The sequence below is a fragment of the Streptomyces albidus (ex Kaewkla and Franco 2022) genome (assembly GCF_013870515.1).
Lineage (GTDB): Bacteria > Actinomycetota > Actinomycetes > Streptomycetales > Streptomycetaceae > Streptomyces > Streptomyces albidus.
In genome coordinates this window covers 16,815-32,198 of the sequence record NZ_JACBXA010000045.1, presented here as the reverse complement: position 1 = coordinate 32,198, position 15,384 = coordinate 16,815, and the positions used below count along the sequence as shown (strand labels likewise).

The 15,384-nt window shown below is 69.4% G+C and carries 12 protein-coding genes and 1 pseudogene; 4 read left to right on the top strand and 9 right to left on the bottom strand.

Going from position 1 to position 15,384, the window contains the following annotated elements; translation table 11 throughout:
* The 5 genes from pgl to tkt form a co-directional block, all read right to left on the bottom strand.
* On the bottom strand, window positions 1-630 hold a 630-nt coding region (gene pgl / locus H5J26_RS10475; protein WP_181765497.1), incomplete at its 3' end, for a 6-phosphogluconolactonase.
* Window positions 627-1,724, bottom strand: coding sequence for a glucose-6-phosphate dehydrogenase assembly protein OpcA (opcA, locus tag H5J26_RS10470; protein ID WP_181765496.1), 1,098 nt, complete (start codon window positions 1,722-1,724; stop codon window positions 627-629). The genes opcA and pgl, both read right to left, overlap by 4 nt.
* Window positions 1,721-3,247, bottom strand: a complete 1,527-nt coding sequence (zwf, locus tag H5J26_RS10465; RefSeq protein WP_181765495.1) for a glucose-6-phosphate dehydrogenase — start codon at window positions 3,245-3,247, stop codon at window positions 1,721-1,723. Before zwf ends, opcA begins: the two co-directional genes overlap by 4 nt.
* Window positions 3,248-3,252: 5 nt before the next feature.
* The gene (gene tal, locus H5J26_RS10460; RefSeq protein WP_181765494.1) at window positions 3,253-4,395 is read right to left on the bottom strand and encodes a transaldolase; all 1,143 of its coding nucleotides are present in this window, start codon (window positions 4,393-4,395) and stop codon (window positions 3,253-3,255) included.
* A gap of 52 nt (window positions 4,396-4,447) precedes the next feature.
* Window positions 4,448-6,523, bottom strand: coding sequence for a transketolase (gene tkt, locus H5J26_RS10455; RefSeq protein WP_181765493.1), 2,076 nt, complete (start codon window positions 6,521-6,523; stop codon window positions 4,448-4,450).
* A gap of 404 nt (window positions 6,524-6,927) precedes the next feature.
* On the opposite strand from tkt, the gene H5J26_RS10450 reads away from it, so the two are divergent.
* Window positions 6,928-7,869 (top strand): heme o synthase, encoded by a 942-nt coding sequence (locus tag H5J26_RS10450; RefSeq protein WP_181765492.1) that lies wholly within the window; start codon window positions 6,928-6,930, stop codon window positions 7,867-7,869.
* A 191-nt stretch (window positions 7,870-8,060) separates the two neighbouring features.
* On the opposite strand, the gene H5J26_RS10445 is transcribed toward H5J26_RS10450, so the two are convergent.
* Window positions 8,061-8,375 carry a hypothetical protein gene (locus tag H5J26_RS10445; protein ID WP_181765491.1) on the bottom strand — a complete coding sequence of 105 codons (315 nt, stop codon included), beginning with the start codon at window positions 8,373-8,375 and terminating at the stop codon, window positions 8,061-8,063.
* Between the two features lie 291 nt (window positions 8,376-8,666).
* Between H5J26_RS10445 and H5J26_RS10440 the strand changes: the two genes are divergently transcribed.
* Window positions 8,667-9,863, top strand: a complete 1,197-nt coding sequence (locus tag H5J26_RS10440) for an amidohydrolase (protein ID WP_235980602.1) — start codon at window positions 8,667-8,669, stop codon at window positions 9,861-9,863.
* Here H5J26_RS10440 and H5J26_RS10435 read toward each other — a convergent pair.
* The 3 genes from H5J26_RS10435 to H5J26_RS10425 form a co-directional block, all read right to left on the bottom strand.
* The gene (locus tag H5J26_RS10435) at window positions 9,833-10,867 is read right to left on the bottom strand and encodes a COX15/CtaA family protein (RefSeq protein ID WP_181765490.1); all 1,035 of its coding nucleotides are present in this window, start codon (window positions 10,865-10,867) and stop codon (window positions 9,833-9,835) included. The two genes, H5J26_RS10440 and H5J26_RS10435, sit on opposite strands and share 31 nt — an antisense overlap.
* Window positions 10,868-10,955: 88 nt before the next feature.
* On the bottom strand, window positions 10,956-11,669 hold the full coding sequence (locus tag H5J26_RS10430) for an ABC transporter permease (RefSeq protein WP_181765498.1): 714 nt from the start codon (window positions 11,667-11,669) through the stop codon (window positions 10,956-10,958).
* Between the two features lie 47 nt (window positions 11,670-11,716).
* Window positions 11,717-12,643, bottom strand: coding sequence for an ABC transporter ATP-binding protein (locus tag H5J26_RS10425; RefSeq protein WP_181765489.1), 927 nt, complete (start codon window positions 12,641-12,643; stop codon window positions 11,717-11,719).
* A gap of 218 nt (window positions 12,644-12,861) precedes the next feature.
* Here H5J26_RS10425 and H5J26_RS10420 point away from each other — a divergent pair.
* Together H5J26_RS10420 and sufB are read left to right on the top strand one after the other, a co-directional pair.
* A pseudogene (locus tag H5J26_RS10420) lies at window positions 12,862-13,656 on the top strand (helix-turn-helix transcriptional regulator); the annotation flags it as partial.
* 209 nt (window positions 13,657-13,865) lie between these two features.
* Window positions 13,866-15,287, top strand: coding sequence for a Fe-S cluster assembly protein SufB (sufB, locus tag H5J26_RS10415; protein WP_181765488.1), 1,422 nt, complete (start codon window positions 13,866-13,868; stop codon window positions 15,285-15,287).
* The last annotated feature ends 97 nt before the right edge of the window (window positions 15,288-15,384 follow it).

Genomic DNA, 15,384 nt, shown 5'->3' with positions numbered 1-15,384 from the left:
CAGCAGCCAGACCTCACGTGCCGTACGGATCGCGGGGAGCGTGAGCGAGATGCGCACGGGCGGCGGCTTCGGCGCGCCTCGCACGCCCACGACGCTGCGCTCCGTCTCGCGTACACCGGCATGTCCGGGGAAGAGCGAGGCCACGTGAGCGTCCGGGCCGACGCCCAGCAACAGCACGTCGAAGGGGGGCACGTGGGCCGAGCCGTGCGCCGGCCCGTCCACCGCGCATGCGGCGGCGAGTTCGGCCGCGTAGGCCTCCGCCGCCGCTTCCACGTCGTTGCCGTACGCACCGTCGGACGGTGCCATCTCGTGCACTCGTGACGGATCCAGCGGCACCGCGTCCAGCAGTGCCTCCCGCGCCTGCGTGACGTTGCGCTCCGGGTCGCCCTCCGGCAGGAACCGCTCGTCGCCCCACCACAGGTCGAGCCGTGAGAAGTCGACGGAGTCGCGGTCGGGAGAGGCGGCGAGCGCCGCCAGGAGACCGTTGCCGTTGCGGCCGCCGGTCAGCACGACCGAGGCGGCGCCCCGCTCGGCCTGGGCGTCGGCGATACGGGCGATCAGCCGGGCCGCCGTCGCCTGTGCCATCTCGTCCTTGTCGCGGTGGACCGAGATCTGGGGCGTGCCGCTCACTTCTTCGAGGTCCGCTTCGAGGTGGAGCCGGCGGCCTTCTTGGCGGCTCGCGGCTGCTTCGACGAGTCCTTCTCCGACTGGGCCTCGCCCTCGGCCTCCGCTGACGACTCCGCCTTGGCTCGCGCCCCTCCACGGGCCGGGCTGCCGCTGGTGCCGCCGTTGCGCGAGGTCTTGCTGCGCTGCTTCGGTCCGTACTGCACGGCGACCGCGTACGCCTCGTCCGGGTCCAGCCGCCGCAGCTCCTCCGCGATCAGCTCGGCCGTGCCGCGGCGGTGCAGCGCCACATGGCGGTCGGGCTGGCCGGGAACGGCAAGTTCGGCGAGGGAACCGTTCGCGCGGTCCAGGCAGATCTCGCCGTTGGCGGTCCTCATCCGCACCGCCGTGATGCCCGGCCCGTCGGTGACCTTGCGGTCCACCGACACGCGCAGCCTCTCGGCCAGCCACAGCGCCAGCAGCTCGACGGAGGGGTTGTAGCCCTCACCCTCGACCACCGCGGAGCGCACCTTCGAGGTCTGCTGGTCCAGTCCGGCAGCGAGCATGCTCCGCCACGGCGTCAGACGCGTCCACGACAGATCGGTGTCGCCCGGCGCGTAGGTCTCACCGCGCAGGGACAGCGACAGGATCGGGTCCTCGGCGGCGGCCGCGTCGGTGATCCGGCGCTGGGCCAGCGTGCCGAGCTTGTCCTCGGACGGATACTCGGGTGCGTCGTCGGGCCACCAGACGACCACGGGCGCGTCGGGCAGCAGCAGCGGCAGGACCACGCTGTAGGCGTGCGAGGCCAGTTCGCCGTGAAGCCGCAGCAGTACGGTCTCGCCCGTGCCCGCGTCGCTGCCGACTCTCACCTCCGCGTCGAGCCGTGCCATGGCCCGGTCACGCGGTGAGCGGCCCGGGCGGCGCACCACGACCAGGATGCGCGAGGGGTGCTCCTTGGACGCCTGGCTGGCCGCCCGCAGCGCGTCGTAGTGGTTCCCCTCGTCGGTGACGATGACGAGGGTGAGCACCATGCCGACGGCGGGGGAGCCGATCGAGCGGCGCGCCTTGACGAGCGTGGTGTTGATCTGGGCGGACGTGGTGTCCGTGAGGTCGATGTTCATGGCCGGCGCCAGCTCCGTCCGTCACGTGCGAGCATCTCGTCGGCGGCCTGGGGACCCCAGGTGCCCGCGGCATACTGCTCGGGCTTGCCGTGCTTGTCCCAGTAGTTCTCGACGGGGTCGAGGATCTCCCAGGAGCGCTCGACCTCCTGATGGCGCGGGAAGAGGTTCGCGTCGCCGAGCAGGACGTCCAGCAGAAGCCGCTCGTACGCCTCCGGGCTGGACTCCGTGAAGGACTCGCCGTAGGCGAAGTCCATCGTCACGTCGCGGATCTCCATCTGCGTGCCGGGCACCTTCGAGCCGAAGCGGATGGTGATGCCCTCGTCGGGCTGCACGCGGATCACCAGGGCGTTCTGGCCCAGTTCCTGGGTGTCGGTGGCGTCGAAGGGGGAGTGCGGCGCCCGTTGGAAGACGACCGCGATCTCGGTGACGCGACGGCCCAGGCGCTTGCCCGTACGCAGATAGAAGGGCACACCCGCCCAGCGGCGGTTGTCGATCTCCAGGCGCATCGCCGCGAAGGTGTCGGTCTTCGACTTCGGGTCGATGCCCTCTTCCTCGAGGTAGCCCCGTACCTTCTGACCGCCCTGCCAGCCCGCCGCGTACTGCCCGCGCACCGTGTGCTTGCCCAACTCACGTGGCAGGCGCACCGCGTTGAGCACCTTGAGCTTCTCGGTGAGCAGGGCCTTGGCGCCGAACGAGGCCGGCTCCTCCATCGCCGTGAGGGCGAGCAGCTGTAGCAGGTGGTTCTGGATGACGTCACGGGCCGAGCCGATGCCGTCGTAGTAGCCCGCGCGACCGCCGATGCCGATGTCCTCGGCCATCGTGATCTGCACGTGGTCGACGAAGCTGCGGTTCCACAGCGGCTCGAACATCGTGTTGGCGAAGCGCAGCGCCAGGATGTTCTGGACGGTCTCCTTGCCGAGGTAGTGGTCGATGCGGAAGACCTGGTCCGGCTGGAAGACCCCGTGCACCACCGCGTTCAGCTCCTGCGCGCTGCGCAGGTCGTGCCCGAAGGGCTTCTCGATGACGGCGCGACGCCAGGAGCCCTCGCCGCCCTCGGAGAGCTCGTGCTTCTTCAGCTGGGCGACGACGGTGGGGAAGAACTTGGGCGGGACGGAGAGGTAGAAGGCGAAGTTGCCGCCCGTACCACGGGACTTGTCCAGCTCCTCGATGGTCGACTTGAGCCGCTGGAACGCCTCGTCGTCGTCGAAGACGCCCGGCACGAACCGCATCCCCTGGGAGAGCTGCTGCCAGACCTCCTCGCGGAAGGGCGTGCGGGCGTGCTCCTTGACGGAGTCGTGCACGACCTGCGCGAAGTCCTCGTGCTCCCAGTCCCGCCGGGCGAAGCCGATGAGGGAGAAGCCCGGCGGCAGGAGGCCGCGGTTCGCCAGGTCGTAGACGGCAGGCATTAGCTTTTTACGTGACAAATCACCCGTGACGCCGAAGATGACCAGACCGGACGGCCCCGCAATTCGCGGAAGCCGCCGGTCCAGTGCGTCACGCAGCGGGTTGGCTGCGTCGGTCAACTCCTTTACGCCTCCTTCGGCGTGAGGCGCTTGAGCTCCGCCTCGGTGGAAGAGAGCAACTCGTTCCAGGACGCCTCGAACTTCTCGACGCCCTCGTCCTCCAGCACCTGGACGACATCGTCGTAGGAGATGCCGAGCTTGCCGACGGCGTCGAGAACGGCCTGTGCGTCCGTGTAGTTGGGGCGCACCGCGTCGCCCTTGATCTCGCCGTGGTCGTCGACGGCCTTCAAGGTCGCCTCCGGCATGGTGTTGACCGTGTTCGGGGCAACCAGCTCGGTGACGTACAGGGTGTCCGGCAGCGACGGGTCCTTCACACCGGTGGAGGCCCACAGCGGGCGCTGGCTGTTGGCGCCGGCACGCTCGAGGGCCTGCCAGCGTTCGGAGGGTTCCACGGACCTGTCGGCGGAACCGAAGACCTCCTCGTACGCCTGGTATGCGAGCCGGGCATTTGCGATGGCCGACTTGCTCTTCAGCGCCTTGGCCTCGTCGGTGCCGACGGCGTCGAGACGCTTGTCGATCTCGGTGTCCACGCGGGAGACGAAGAACGACGCCACGGAGTGGATCGTCGAGAGGTCCATGCCGAGGGCCTTGGCCTTCTCGAGGCCGGCCTGGAAGGCGTCCATGACCGCGCGGTACCGCTCCAGCGAGAAGATGAGCGTCACGTTGACGCTGATCCCCTTGCCGATGGTCTCGGTGATCGCGGGAAGGCCCTTCTCGGTGGCCGGGATCTTGATGAAGGTGTTGGGACGGTCCACCAGCCAGGCCAGCTGGCGGGCCTCGGCGACGGTCGCCTTGGTGTTGTGCGCCAGGCGGGGGTCGACCTCGATGGAGACCCGTCCGTCCTTGCCGCCGGTGGCGTCGTAGACGGGGCGCAGGACGTCCGCCGCGTCGCGCACGTCGGACGTGGTGATCATCCGCAGGGCCTCTTCGACGGTGACGCCGCGAGCGGCGAGGTCCGAGACCTGCTGGTCGTACTTGTCGTCGGACGAGATGGCCTTCTGGAAGATCGTCGGGTTCGTGGTGACGCCCACCACGTGCTGCTCGTCGATGAGTTCACCGAGGTTGCCGGACGTGATCCGGTGGCGCGACAGGTCATCCAGCCAGATCGCGACGCCTTCGTCGGAGAGGCGCTTGAGAGCGTCTGTCATGGGAAATGCATCTCCTGCTGGTCGTAGCTTCGCAGCTGTGCTTGTAGGGGCGTCAGCGGGCGACGGCCTCGAGGGACTCCTTGGCGGCCGTGGCGACCGCCTCGGCGGTGAGACCGAACTCGCGGTAGAGCGTCTTGTAGTCGGCGGAGGCGCCGTAGTGCTCCAGCGAGACGATCCGCCCCGCGTCTCCCACGTACCGCGGCCACGTCAGCCCGACTGCCGCCTCGACGGCGACCCGCGCCCGTACCGTCGGCAGAAGGACGGAGTCCCGGTAGGCCTGGTCCTGCTCCTCGAACCACTCCACGCACGGCATCGACACGACGCGCGTACGCACACCCTCGGCCTGAAGCGCCTCGCGTGCCTCGACGGCCAGCTGCACCTCCGAACCGGTGCCGATGAGGATGACCTGCGGTTCGCCGCCGTCCGCCTCGAAGAGCACGTAACCACCCTTGGCCGCCTGCTGGTTGGCCTCGTAGGTGGGCACGTTCTGCCGGGTGAGGGCGAGTCCGTGCGGTGCGGGCTTCTCGGTGTGACGGCGCAGCACCTCGCCCCAGGCGATCGCGGTCTCGTTCGCGTCGGCCGGACGGACGACGTTCAGCCCGGGAATGGCGCGAAGGGCCGGCAGGTGCTCGATCGGCTGGTGGGTCGGACCGTCCTCCCCGAGACCGATCGAGTCGTGCGTCCACACGTACGTCACGGGCGCCTGCATCAGGGCCGCGAGGCGGACGGCCGGACGCATGTAGTCGGAGAAGGTGAGGAACGTGCCGCCGTAGACGCGGGTGTTGCCGTGCAGCGCGATGCCGTTCATGGTCGCGCCCATGGAGTGCTCACGGATGCCGTAGTGCACCGTGCGGCCGTAAGGGTCGGCGCCGGGAAGCGGGTTGCCCTTCGGCAGGAACGAACTCTTGTCGAACGAGGTGTTGTTGGAGCCCGCCAGGTCGGCGGAGCCACCCCACAGCTCGGGGATCTTCGGGCCCAGCGCCTTGAGCACCGCGCCGGAGGCCTTACGGGTGGCGACGGACTCGCCGGCGTCGAAGACGGGCAGCGCCTTCTCCCAGCCGTCCGGCAGTTCTCCCGCGCGGATGCGGTCGAACTCGGCCGCCCGCTCGGGGTTGGCCGTACGCCACTCGGCGAACCGCTTGTCCCACGCGGCCCTCGACTCGCGGCCGCGCTCCCAGGCCTTGCGGGAGTGCTCCAGGACCTCGGTGGTGACCTCGAAGCTCTTCTCGGGGTCGAAGCCGAGGACCTTCTTCGTCTTGGCGACCTCTTCCTCGCCCAGCGCGGCACCGTGAGCGGCGCCCGTGTTCTGCGCGTTGGGAGCGGGCCAGGCGATGATGGAGCGGACGGCGATGAAGGAGGGGCGCTCGGTCTCCGCCTTGGCCGCCTTGAACGCGTTGTACAGGCTCTTGGGGTCCAGGTCGCCGTTCGGCAGCGGGTCGACGCGCTGGACGTGCCAGCCGTAGGACTCGTACCGCTTGACGGTGTCCTCGGAGAAGGCCGTCTCGGTGTCGCCCTCGATGGAGATGTGGTTGTCGTCCCACATGACGACCAGGTTCCCCAGCTTCTGGTGACCCGCGAGCGAGGACGCCTCGCCCGAGACACCCTCCTGCAGGTCGCCGTCACTGGCGAACGCCCAGATGGTGTGGTCGAAGGGGGACTCGCCAGTGGCGGCGTCCGGGTCGAACAGGCCACGCTCGTAGCGCGAGGCCATGGCCATGCCGACGGCGTTGGCGACGCCCTGGCCCAGCGGCCCCGTCGTCGTCTCGACGCCCACCGTGTGGCCGTGCTCGGGGTGCCCCGGGGTCTTGCTGCCCCAGGTGCGGAAGGTCTCCAGGTCCTCGATCTCCAGGCCGTAACCGGCGAGGTAGAGCTGGATGTAGAGAGTCAGGCTGGAGTGGCCGACCGAGAGGACGAAGCGGTCGCGTCCCGTCCAGTCGGGGTCGGACGGGTCGTGCTGCATCAGCTTCTGGAAGACCAGGTAGGCCGCCGGAGCGAGGGCCATCGCCGTGCCGGGGTGGCCGTTGCCGACCTTTTGCACGGAATCCATGGCCAACACTCGAACGGTGTCGACAGCCCGCTGGTCCAGATCGGTCCACTCAAGGTCTGAAGTGGTCGGCTTGGTGCTCACCCTGCGTCAGGGCTCCTCTCCACATGTCGGTGGCCGGTGCAGTCACGCTCACCGGCGGTGTCGAGCGTACCCCTGTGCTACCCGCACTTCTTCGGGTGCTCGCACTACGCCCGCCCCCCTTCTCGTGAACCTGAACAGGGCGAGCGCCATTCCCGCTCGGCCTTGCCCGTGTACCCCGCGAGGGCGCCGACGTACCGGTGAACTCATCAGCCGAGCTGTGGCGTAGGGGCGCCGGGGGGAAGGGCAGTTCGCGGGCGGTGCGCCCCGGGGCACGGGGCGCGTCAGCAGGAATGCCCCCCGCGCGGAGGCCGAATACTGGCGCCGTCTAAAGTGGCGTGGTACGCGCGAGCTTTACGACTCTGCACCGTTCACGCTCGCTTTTCTTGAAGTGATCAGGGGTGTTCGTGACGGCCGTCGATTCCCGTCCTGCGGGGGTGCTCGACAACAGCACCGTGCATCGGTCGTTCGGCGCCCGCATCATGGCGTTCGTCGCACTGACGAAGCCGCGCATCATCGAGCTGCTGCTGATCACCACGATCCCAGTGATGTTCCTTGCCGCTCAGGGAGTGCCCGACCTGTGGCTCGTGCTGGCCACGTGCGTCGGCGGCTACCTCTCGGCCGGCGGTGCCAACGCACTGAACATGTACGTCGACCGCGACATCGACGCGCTGATGCACCGTACGGAGAGCCGACCGCTCGTCACCGGGATCGTCAGCCCGCGCGAAGGGCTCGTGTTCGGCCTCACCCTGACCGTCGTCTCGACGATGTGGTTCGGACTGCTCGTCAACTGGCTCTCGGCGGCGCTGTCCCTGGGGGCCCTGCTCTTCTACGTCCTCGTCTACACGATGCTGCTCAAGCGGCGCACCTCGCAGAACATCGTGTGGGGCGGCATCGCGGGATGCATGCCCGTCCTCATCGGATGGTCCGCGGTGACGAACGACGTCAGCTGGGCCGCCGTCATCCTCTTCCTCGTCATCTTCTTCTGGACGCCGCCGCACTACTGGCCGCTCTCGATGAAGGTCCGCGAGGACTACAAGCGGGTCGGCGTGCCGATGCTCCCCGTCGTGGCGGGCAACGTGACCGTCGCCCGGCAGATCGTCCTCTACAGCTGGGTGATGGTCGTCGTCTCGCTGCTGCTCCTGCCGCTGGGGTACGTCGGCTGGTTCTACACCGCCGTCGCGCTCGCCGCGGGCGGCTGGTGGCTGTGGGAGGCGCACGCGCTGCACTCGCGGGCGAAGTCCGGGGCTGTGGGCGCGAAGCTGAAGGAGATGCGCCTCTTCCACTGGTCGATCACGTACGTGTCGCTGCTGTTCGTGGCGGTCGCGATCGACCCGTTCCTGCGCTGATCCCACGCCGGCCTAGCGGGAACTGACGGCAGCACACACCAGAAGTGCTCGTCCAGATGTGCTCACAGGATGTGCTCACCCGGACGTGCTGCCCAGGCCTGCCGGCACAGGCGTACTGACACAGATGCTTTGACACAAGACGTACTGAGGGCCCGGACCTGTGACGGTGGTCCGGGCCCTCAGCGTGCGTGTCACTTCTCCGGGGGTCCTCCGAGCTGGATGCCCGCCATGCGGCTCCACTCGTACGGGCCGGTCTTCACCTTCTCGGCCATCGCGCCGTCGAAGCTCTCCTGCACGGTGATTCCGGCCTGCTCCGTGGCCTGCTTCGCGGTCTCGACCGAGGGGGCCATGAGGTCGCCCCAGACCCCGTCGGCGCCGACGAGGACGATGCGGGCGCCGGTCTGCCCCACGTAGGCGATCTGCCCCTCCGCGCTTCCGCCGTGCTCCTGCGCGAACGCGGTGATCTCCCTGGCGAGCTTCGCCGCCCGCTTGCTGGTGTCTGCCATGCCGCGCATGCTACCGGTGGGTATATCCCCTGGCCACGGCCTGCCCGGACGGGAGACCCATGCCACAGCCTCCGGGACCGCCACCCGATCGCGTCACGGGCGTTAGTCCCACCGGGCCCCTTCCTCTTCGTGTGCGACCTGGACTCCTTCGGCTTCGGCCTCGACGGCTTCCACGCCACGTACGAGGAGAGCGGCCCCGAGAAGGGGAGGCTCATGGCGGAGGTCGTCCCGCACAACGCTCCCGGGCTCTCGCCGGGCGTACTCCGGCCGCGAGCACCCGGGCCCGGCGGGATGCCCGGGAGTCCTGCCGGTCTGCGGTACGGGCTGAACATGCTCGTCGACCAGCACAGCTACGGGATCCTGCACGCCGATCTCGGGCTCGGCACCTTCGAGACGCACCTCGCCGCGGCCGAACGGGGTTCCGCAGTCACCGGAGCCACCGACGAGGACCACGGTGGGGGAGGAGTGCCCCGCAGCGGTTCCTTTTTCGACGGCCCGACCGGTCTGGCAGTGCGGCACTGGTGTCCGCCGCTCCTGGGTCTCGAAGCGCACTGTTCCCCGGCCCGATACCTCGCGCGTCGGCGCGAGTTGGGGGCGTACACGGCGGGGCGGGCGCTGCTGAGGGGGAGCGGGATCAGCTGCTTCCTGTTCGAGTCCGGCGATCCCCGTGAGCCCTGGCCGTGCTCCGACGTACACGGTCTGAGTTCGGCGGTCGAACTCGCGGCTGCCGCTGCCGGCTTGGTCCGCGAGCGCGTCTCACTCGAAGTGCTGGCCGGACAGGTCGCCGACACCTCCGGCTCCGTACGGGCGTTCGTGCGCAATGCGGCGGAAGCGCTGCATGCCGCTGCACCCGGGGCTGTCGCCTTCACCTGCGTGGCCCGCTTCAGGGAGGAACAGCCGCCGGGGCTCCACGAAGTGCAGCGCGCCGCCGAACGCTGGCTCAGAGCACGCGCCGGGCAACGTCCGGGCACTGTGTCCGCAGGCGTTTCCGGAGGCGATCCGCTCGGTCAGGACGGCTGCGCGGTGCAGGCAGAGCCCGTGCTCGTGCGGCATCTGCTGTGGAGCGCGTTCGTGACGCGTCGCCCCGTACAACTGCTGTGCGGCGACCCCGCCCCGCTCGCCGGATTCCTCCGGTCCGTGCGCGGACTTGGCACCGACGTGGTGCTGCTGACGCAGCGTCCGCACCACCGCGTGGCCGCGCGGCTCGCCGCCGCTCATCCGCACGTGTACGCGGACGTCGGCCCGTGCCCGGCGGAGACGCTGGCCGAGGCGCCCTTCGGGAAGCTGCTCTTCTCATCCGGCGCACGGGCACTGCCCGAGCTGTACGTGGTCCGGGCGCGCACGTTCGTACGGGAGATGCAGAAGCTGCTGGCCCAGTGGGTTGTGGACGGAGGCTGCACGGACGCGGACGCCGCGCGCATCGCCCGTCAGATCAGCCGAGGCACGGCCCGCAGGGTCTACGGCTTGGAGGATGCGACCGCGGGTTGATCCGTCACGCTGACCGCGGGGGCGGGAAGGCGCACGTCAAGGTCATCCGGGACCGAGGCCGCCTGGCCTGGCGGCAGGCCGCGTTCGCGCACGGACAGCAGCAGCCGCAGCACGGCGATCCACACGATCGCGGCACCCAGAAGGTGAGCCCCGACCAGGACCTCGGGCAGTTCGGTGAAGTACTGCACGTAACCGATGACTCCCTGGGCGAGCAGGACCAGCATCAGTTCGCGCGTGCGCCGCAGGGGGCCGACCGGAGCGTCGAACGCCCGCAGCACGAGCCACACCGCGAGCGTCAGTGCGACCACGATCCAGGCGAGGTCGGCGTGCACCTGGGCGACGGTCTTCCAGTCGACCGGCATCCGCGGCACCTTGCTGCTGTCACCGGCGTGCGGTCCCGCACCCGTGACGACGGTGCCCACGGCGACGAGTGCGGCACAGCAGACGGTGAGCACCTGCACGACCTGCTTGACCGACTTGCCCACGAGGGGACGGGGCTCGGTGTCGCCCTCACCGGAGCGCACCCACGTCAGCGTGCTGACGGTGAGAAGGCCGAGGGCGAGGAGGAAGTGCCCGGCGACGCTGTACGGGTTCAGGCCGGTCAGCACCGTGACGCCGCCGATGACGGCGTTGCCCATCACCAGCCAGAACTGCGACCAGGCGAGCCTGCTGAGGCCGCGCCGGCGGGGCTCGGCGGAACGTGCCGCGACGATGGCCCAGCCGACGGCCGCGCTCAGCACGTACGTCAGCATGCGGTTGCCGAACTCGATCGCGCCGTGCACGCCCATCTCGGAGGTGGCGTACAGGCTGTCGCTGCTGCACTTCGGCCAGGTGTCGCACCCCAGACCGGAGCTGCTCAGCCGCACGGCACCACCGGTGACGATGATGACGACGCTCATGACGAGGGCTGCGAGCGTGGCCCGTCGGAGAGTGCGCGGGGTCGGCGTCCAGCGCGCTGCGATGTACGCGATGGGGTTGCGTACGAGTTCGAGCAGATTCGGCACGGGGACATCGTACGGGGGAGCTTGTGCGCGGTTTCACGAGGGGGGCGGCGCTTCCGTCACCCCTGGTCACGGCCGCGCTCTGCGCTCTTCACTCCCACTTGAAGAAGCGTGCCGCGGCGGCAAGTCCGGCCACTGCCCATGCGGCGAGCACGGCGACACCGCCCCACGGGACGCCCGCCCCGTGCTGCAGTACGTCGCGCAGACCGTCGGACAGGGCCGCGATCGGCAGGAGTTGCAGCGCGTCCTGCAGAGCGCCGAACTTCTCGAGCGGCACGATGACTCCGCCGCCGACCAGGAGCAGGATGAAGATCAGGTTCGCGGCGGCGAGCGTGGCCTCCGCTCGTACCGTCCCGGCGAGCAGCAGCCCGAGGCCGGAGAACGCCGCGGTCCCGAGAAGGAGCAGCAGCGCGACGGCCAGCGGGTTTCCCTGCGGGGACCAGCCGAGCATCAGGGCGACCGCTGTCAGCAACAGCACCTGCAGCAGCTCGATCACGAGGACGGAGCACGTCTTCGCCGCCATCAGACCCCACCGGGGCAGAGGCGAGACGCCGAGCCGCTTCAGCACTCCGTAGCGGCGCTCGAAGCCGGTGGAGATGGCCTGCCCGGTGAAGGCGGTGGAGAGCACGGCCAGGGCGAGGATGCCGGGTGCCAGGAAGTCCACGCGCTCGCCGCCGCCGGTGTCGACGATGTCGACGGCGCTGAAGAGCATCAGCAGCAGCGTCGGGATGACCACGGTGAGCAGCAGCTGCTCACCGTGGCGCAGCAGCATCCTGGTCTCCAGGGCCGCCTGTGCGCGGATCATGCGCCACAGCGGTGCAGCACCCGGTGCGGGGGTGAAGGTGCCGACGCTCACGACCGAAGCTCCTTGCCGGTGAGTTCCAGGAAGACGTCCTCCAGCGTGCGGCGTTCGACCGAGATGCGGTCCGGCATCACGCCGTTCTGCGCGCACCAGGAGGTGACGGTGGCCAGCATCTGGGGATCGACCGTGCCGGTGACGCGATAGCCGCCGGGGACGAGTTCGGCGGCGGCCGTGTTGTCGGGGAGTGCTTTGAGCAGCGAGGCCAGGTCGAGCCCGGGCCGTCCGGTGAAGCGCAGGGAGTTCTCGGCTCCACCGCGGCACAGCCGCTCGGGGCTGCCCTGCGCGACGACCCGGCCGCCGTCGATGATGACGACGTCGTCGGCCAGCTCCTCCGCCTCGTCCATGTGGTGCGTGGTCAGTACGACGGTGACGCCGTCGCCGCGGAGCTCCCGTACGAGGTCCCAGGTGGCGCGGCGCCCCTGCGGGTCCAGGCCGGCGCTGGGCTCGTCGAGGAAGACGAGTTCCGGGCGGCCGACCATGGCCATCGCCAGAGCGAGGCGCTGCTGCTGTCCGCCGGAGAGCCGCCGGTACGGCGTGCGACCGCAGCTGTCGAGCCCGAGGGCCTCCGAGAGCGAGTCCACGTCCAGAGGCTGTGCGTGCAGGGCGGCCATGTGGCGCAGCATCTCTTCCGCCCGTGCTCCCGGGTACACGCCGCCGCTCTGCAGCATGACGCCGATGCGGGGGCGCAGGAGAGCCGCCTGTGAGACGGGGTCGAGGCCGAGCACGCGCACGGTGCCGGCGTCAGGTCTGCGGTAGCCCTCGCAGGTCTCGACCGTGGTCGTCTTTCCCGCACCGTTGGGGCCCAGCACGGCGGTGACGGTGCCCTGCGGGACGGACAGGTCGAGGCCGTCCACCGCAGTCCTGCTTCCGTACCGCTTCACCAGCCCCGAGACCTCGAGCGCCCCTCCGCTTCCCATACGGGGGAGTCTAGGGAGCGCCAACTGCCTCCGGTGGCCGGGGTTGAGGATCAGGCCGGGCCGTGTGCCCGGCTCATGCGGCGGAGACGGCGCGGTGGCAGGTCCGCGAGGGGCGGGAGCGAGGGCGGCTGGTAAGGCTCCCCTAACGTGACACAGTCCATCCCGGCAGGTCAGAACGTGGGTTGCCGCGCGCCGAAGAATTACGCAACAATGGCGTTGTGAAAAAAACGGCTGAAGGGCATGAGACGCGAACGGCGGCCGCACCGGCCGTCGGCGCTTCGTCTGCGCCTGCAGCGGCCGGGGCCACGGGCGCCCAGGACGAGCAGCACGGCACGCGGAACAGGGTGGCGCGATCCATCCTCGATCACGGGCCTTCCACTGCTGCCGAGCTTGCGCTGCGCCTGGAGCTCACCCAGGCGGCGGTCCGCCGTCACCTCGATTCGCTCGTGGGTGAGGGAGTCGTGGAGCCCCGCGAGAAGCGGGTCTACGGCTCACGCGGCAGGGGCCGCCCCGCCAAGGTTTTCGCTCTCACGGACTCCGGCCGGGACGCCTTCGACCAGGACTACGACAAACTCGCCGCGGACGCCCTGCGCTGGATCGCGCAGAGCGCCGGCGGAGGCGAGCGCGGGGAGGCCGCCGTCGCGGACTTCGCCCGCGCCCGCGTGGCAGAGCAGGCCGAGCAGTACCGGCGTGCGCTGGAGGGCGTCCCGCCCGAGGAGCGCACCAGGGCACTGGCCGAGGCCCTCTCTCAGGACGGGTACGCTGCCACTGCGCGCAGCGCGCCCGCCTCCTCCGGAGAGCAGCTCTGCCAGCACCACTGCCCGGTGGCTCACACCGCCGAGCAGTTCCCGCAGCTGTGCGAGGCGGAGACAGAGGTCTTCTCCCGTCTCCTCGGCACCCATGTCCAGCGACTGGCGACGATCGCCCATGGTGACGGGGTGTGCACGACCTTCGTCCCGCAGACACTTCCCCTGCCTTCGGCGGGGAGGCCCCAAGGGCCTTCGGCGGGGAGACCCCAAGGGCCTCCGGCGCGGAGCCCCCAGGGGCCTTCTCCGGGGAAGCCCGGAATACCTTCCGTGGGGAGCCCCAGAAGCGGGTCCCCACCGCCGGCCGGCAGTCCGGACTCCGGCAGTAAGACCAGCAAGACCAGCAATTCGAGTAGAACCAGCAAGACCAGCAACGCCACCACAGCACCTGCGAACACCGCCGGGAGGAACCCCGCATGACCTCTCCTACGGAGACTGCTCACCCGGAGCTCGATGGACTGGGCAAGTACGAGTACGGCTGGGCCGACTCCGACACGGCCGGTGCCACGGCGAAGCGTGGCCTCTCCGACGAGGTCGTCCGCGACATCTCGGGGAAGAAGAACGAGCCGGAGTGGATGCTCAAGCTCCGCCTGAAGGGCCACAAGCTCTTCGAGAAGAAGCCCATGCCGAACTGGGGCTCGGACCTCTCGGGCATCGACTTCGACAACATCAAGTACTTCGTCCGTTCCACGGAGAAGCAGGCCCAGACCTGGGACGACCTGCCCGAGGACATCAAGAACACCTACGACAAGCTCGGCATCCCGGAGGCGGAGAAGCAGCGCCTGGTCGCCGGTGTCGCCGCGCAGTACGAGTCCGAGGTCGTCTACCACCAGATCCGTGAGGACCTGGAGGAGCAGGGTGTCCTCTTCCTGGACACCGACACGGCGCTGCGCGAGCACCCGGAGGTCTTCCGGGAGCACTTCGGCACCGTCATCCCGCCCGGGGACAACAAGTTCGCCGCGCTCAACACCGCGGTGTGGTCCGGCGGTTCCTTCATCTACGTGCCGCCGGGCGTGCACGTCGACATCCCGCTCCAGGCCTACTTCCGGATCAACACCGAGAACATGGGCCAGTTCGAGCGGACGCTGATCATCGTCGACGAGAACGCCTACGTGCACTACGTCGAGGGCTGCACGGCTCCGATCTACGACTCGGACTCCCTGCACTCCGCCGTGGTGGAGATCATCGTGAAGAAGGGCGGCCGTTGCCGCTACACGACGATCCAGAACTGGTCGAACAACGTCTACAACCTGGTCACCAAGCGTGCCGTGGCCTACGAAGGCGCGACCATGGAGTGGGTCGACGGCAACCTCGGCTCGAAGGTCACCATGAAGTACCCGGCCATCTACCTGATGGGCGAGCACGCCAAGGGCGAGACCCTTTCGGTCGCCTTCGCGGGCGAGGGCCAGCACCAGGACGCCGGCGCGAAGATGGTCCACATGGCGCCGCGCACGTCCTCCAACATCGTCTCCAAGTCGGTGGCACGCGGCGGCGGCCGCACTTCCTACCGCGGTCTGATCGAGATCGCCGAGGGCGCCGAGGGCTCCAAGTCCAACGTGCTGTGCGACGCGCTGCTCGTGGACACGATCTCCCGTTCGGACACCTATCCGTACGTCGACGTCCGCGAGGACGACGTCACGATGGGCCACGAGGCGACCGTCTCCAAGGTCAGCGACGACCAGCTCTTCTACCTGATGAGCCGTGGTCTGTCCGAGGACGAGGCGATGGCGATGATCGTCCGCGGCTTCGTCGAGCCCATCGCGAAGGAGCTCCCGATGGAGTACGCGCTGGAGCTCAACAGGCTCATCGAGCTGCAGATGGAGGGTGCGGTCGGCTGACGCCAGTACCGTGCGTCAGGCAGCCGCACAGCAAGTGACTTGACCCAGGCAGCCTCCTCCGAGTTCCTTCGAGGCTTTCGATTCCAGAGAGTGAGCA

Bases quoted from the DNA above. Each gene is read 5' to 3' on its own strand.
- H5J26_RS10440 (WP_235980602.1), top strand. From the start codon at position 8,667: ATGCCCGGGAGTCCTGCCGGTCTGCGGTACGGGCTGAACATGCTCGTC.
- H5J26_RS10425 (WP_181765489.1), bottom strand. From the start codon at position 12,643: ATGGGAAGCGGAGGGGCGCTCGAGGTCTCGGGGCTGGTGAAGCGGTAC.
- opcA (WP_181765496.1), bottom strand. From the start codon at position 1,724: ATGAACATCGACCTCACGGACACCACGTCCGCCCAGATCAACACCACG.
- H5J26_RS10430 (WP_181765498.1), bottom strand. From the start codon at position 11,669: ATGATCCGCGCACAGGCGGCCCTGGAGACCAGGATGCTGCTGCGCCAC.
- H5J26_RS10445 (WP_181765491.1), bottom strand. From the start codon at position 8,375: ATGGCAGACACCAGCAAGCGGGCGGCGAAGCTCGCCAGGGAGATCACC.
- sufB (WP_181765488.1), top strand. From the start codon at position 13,866: ATGACCTCTCCTACGGAGACTGCTCACCCGGAGCTCGATGGACTGGGC.
- tal (WP_181765494.1), bottom strand. From the start codon at position 4,395: ATGACAGACGCTCTCAAGCGCCTCTCCGACGAAGGCGTCGCGATCTGG.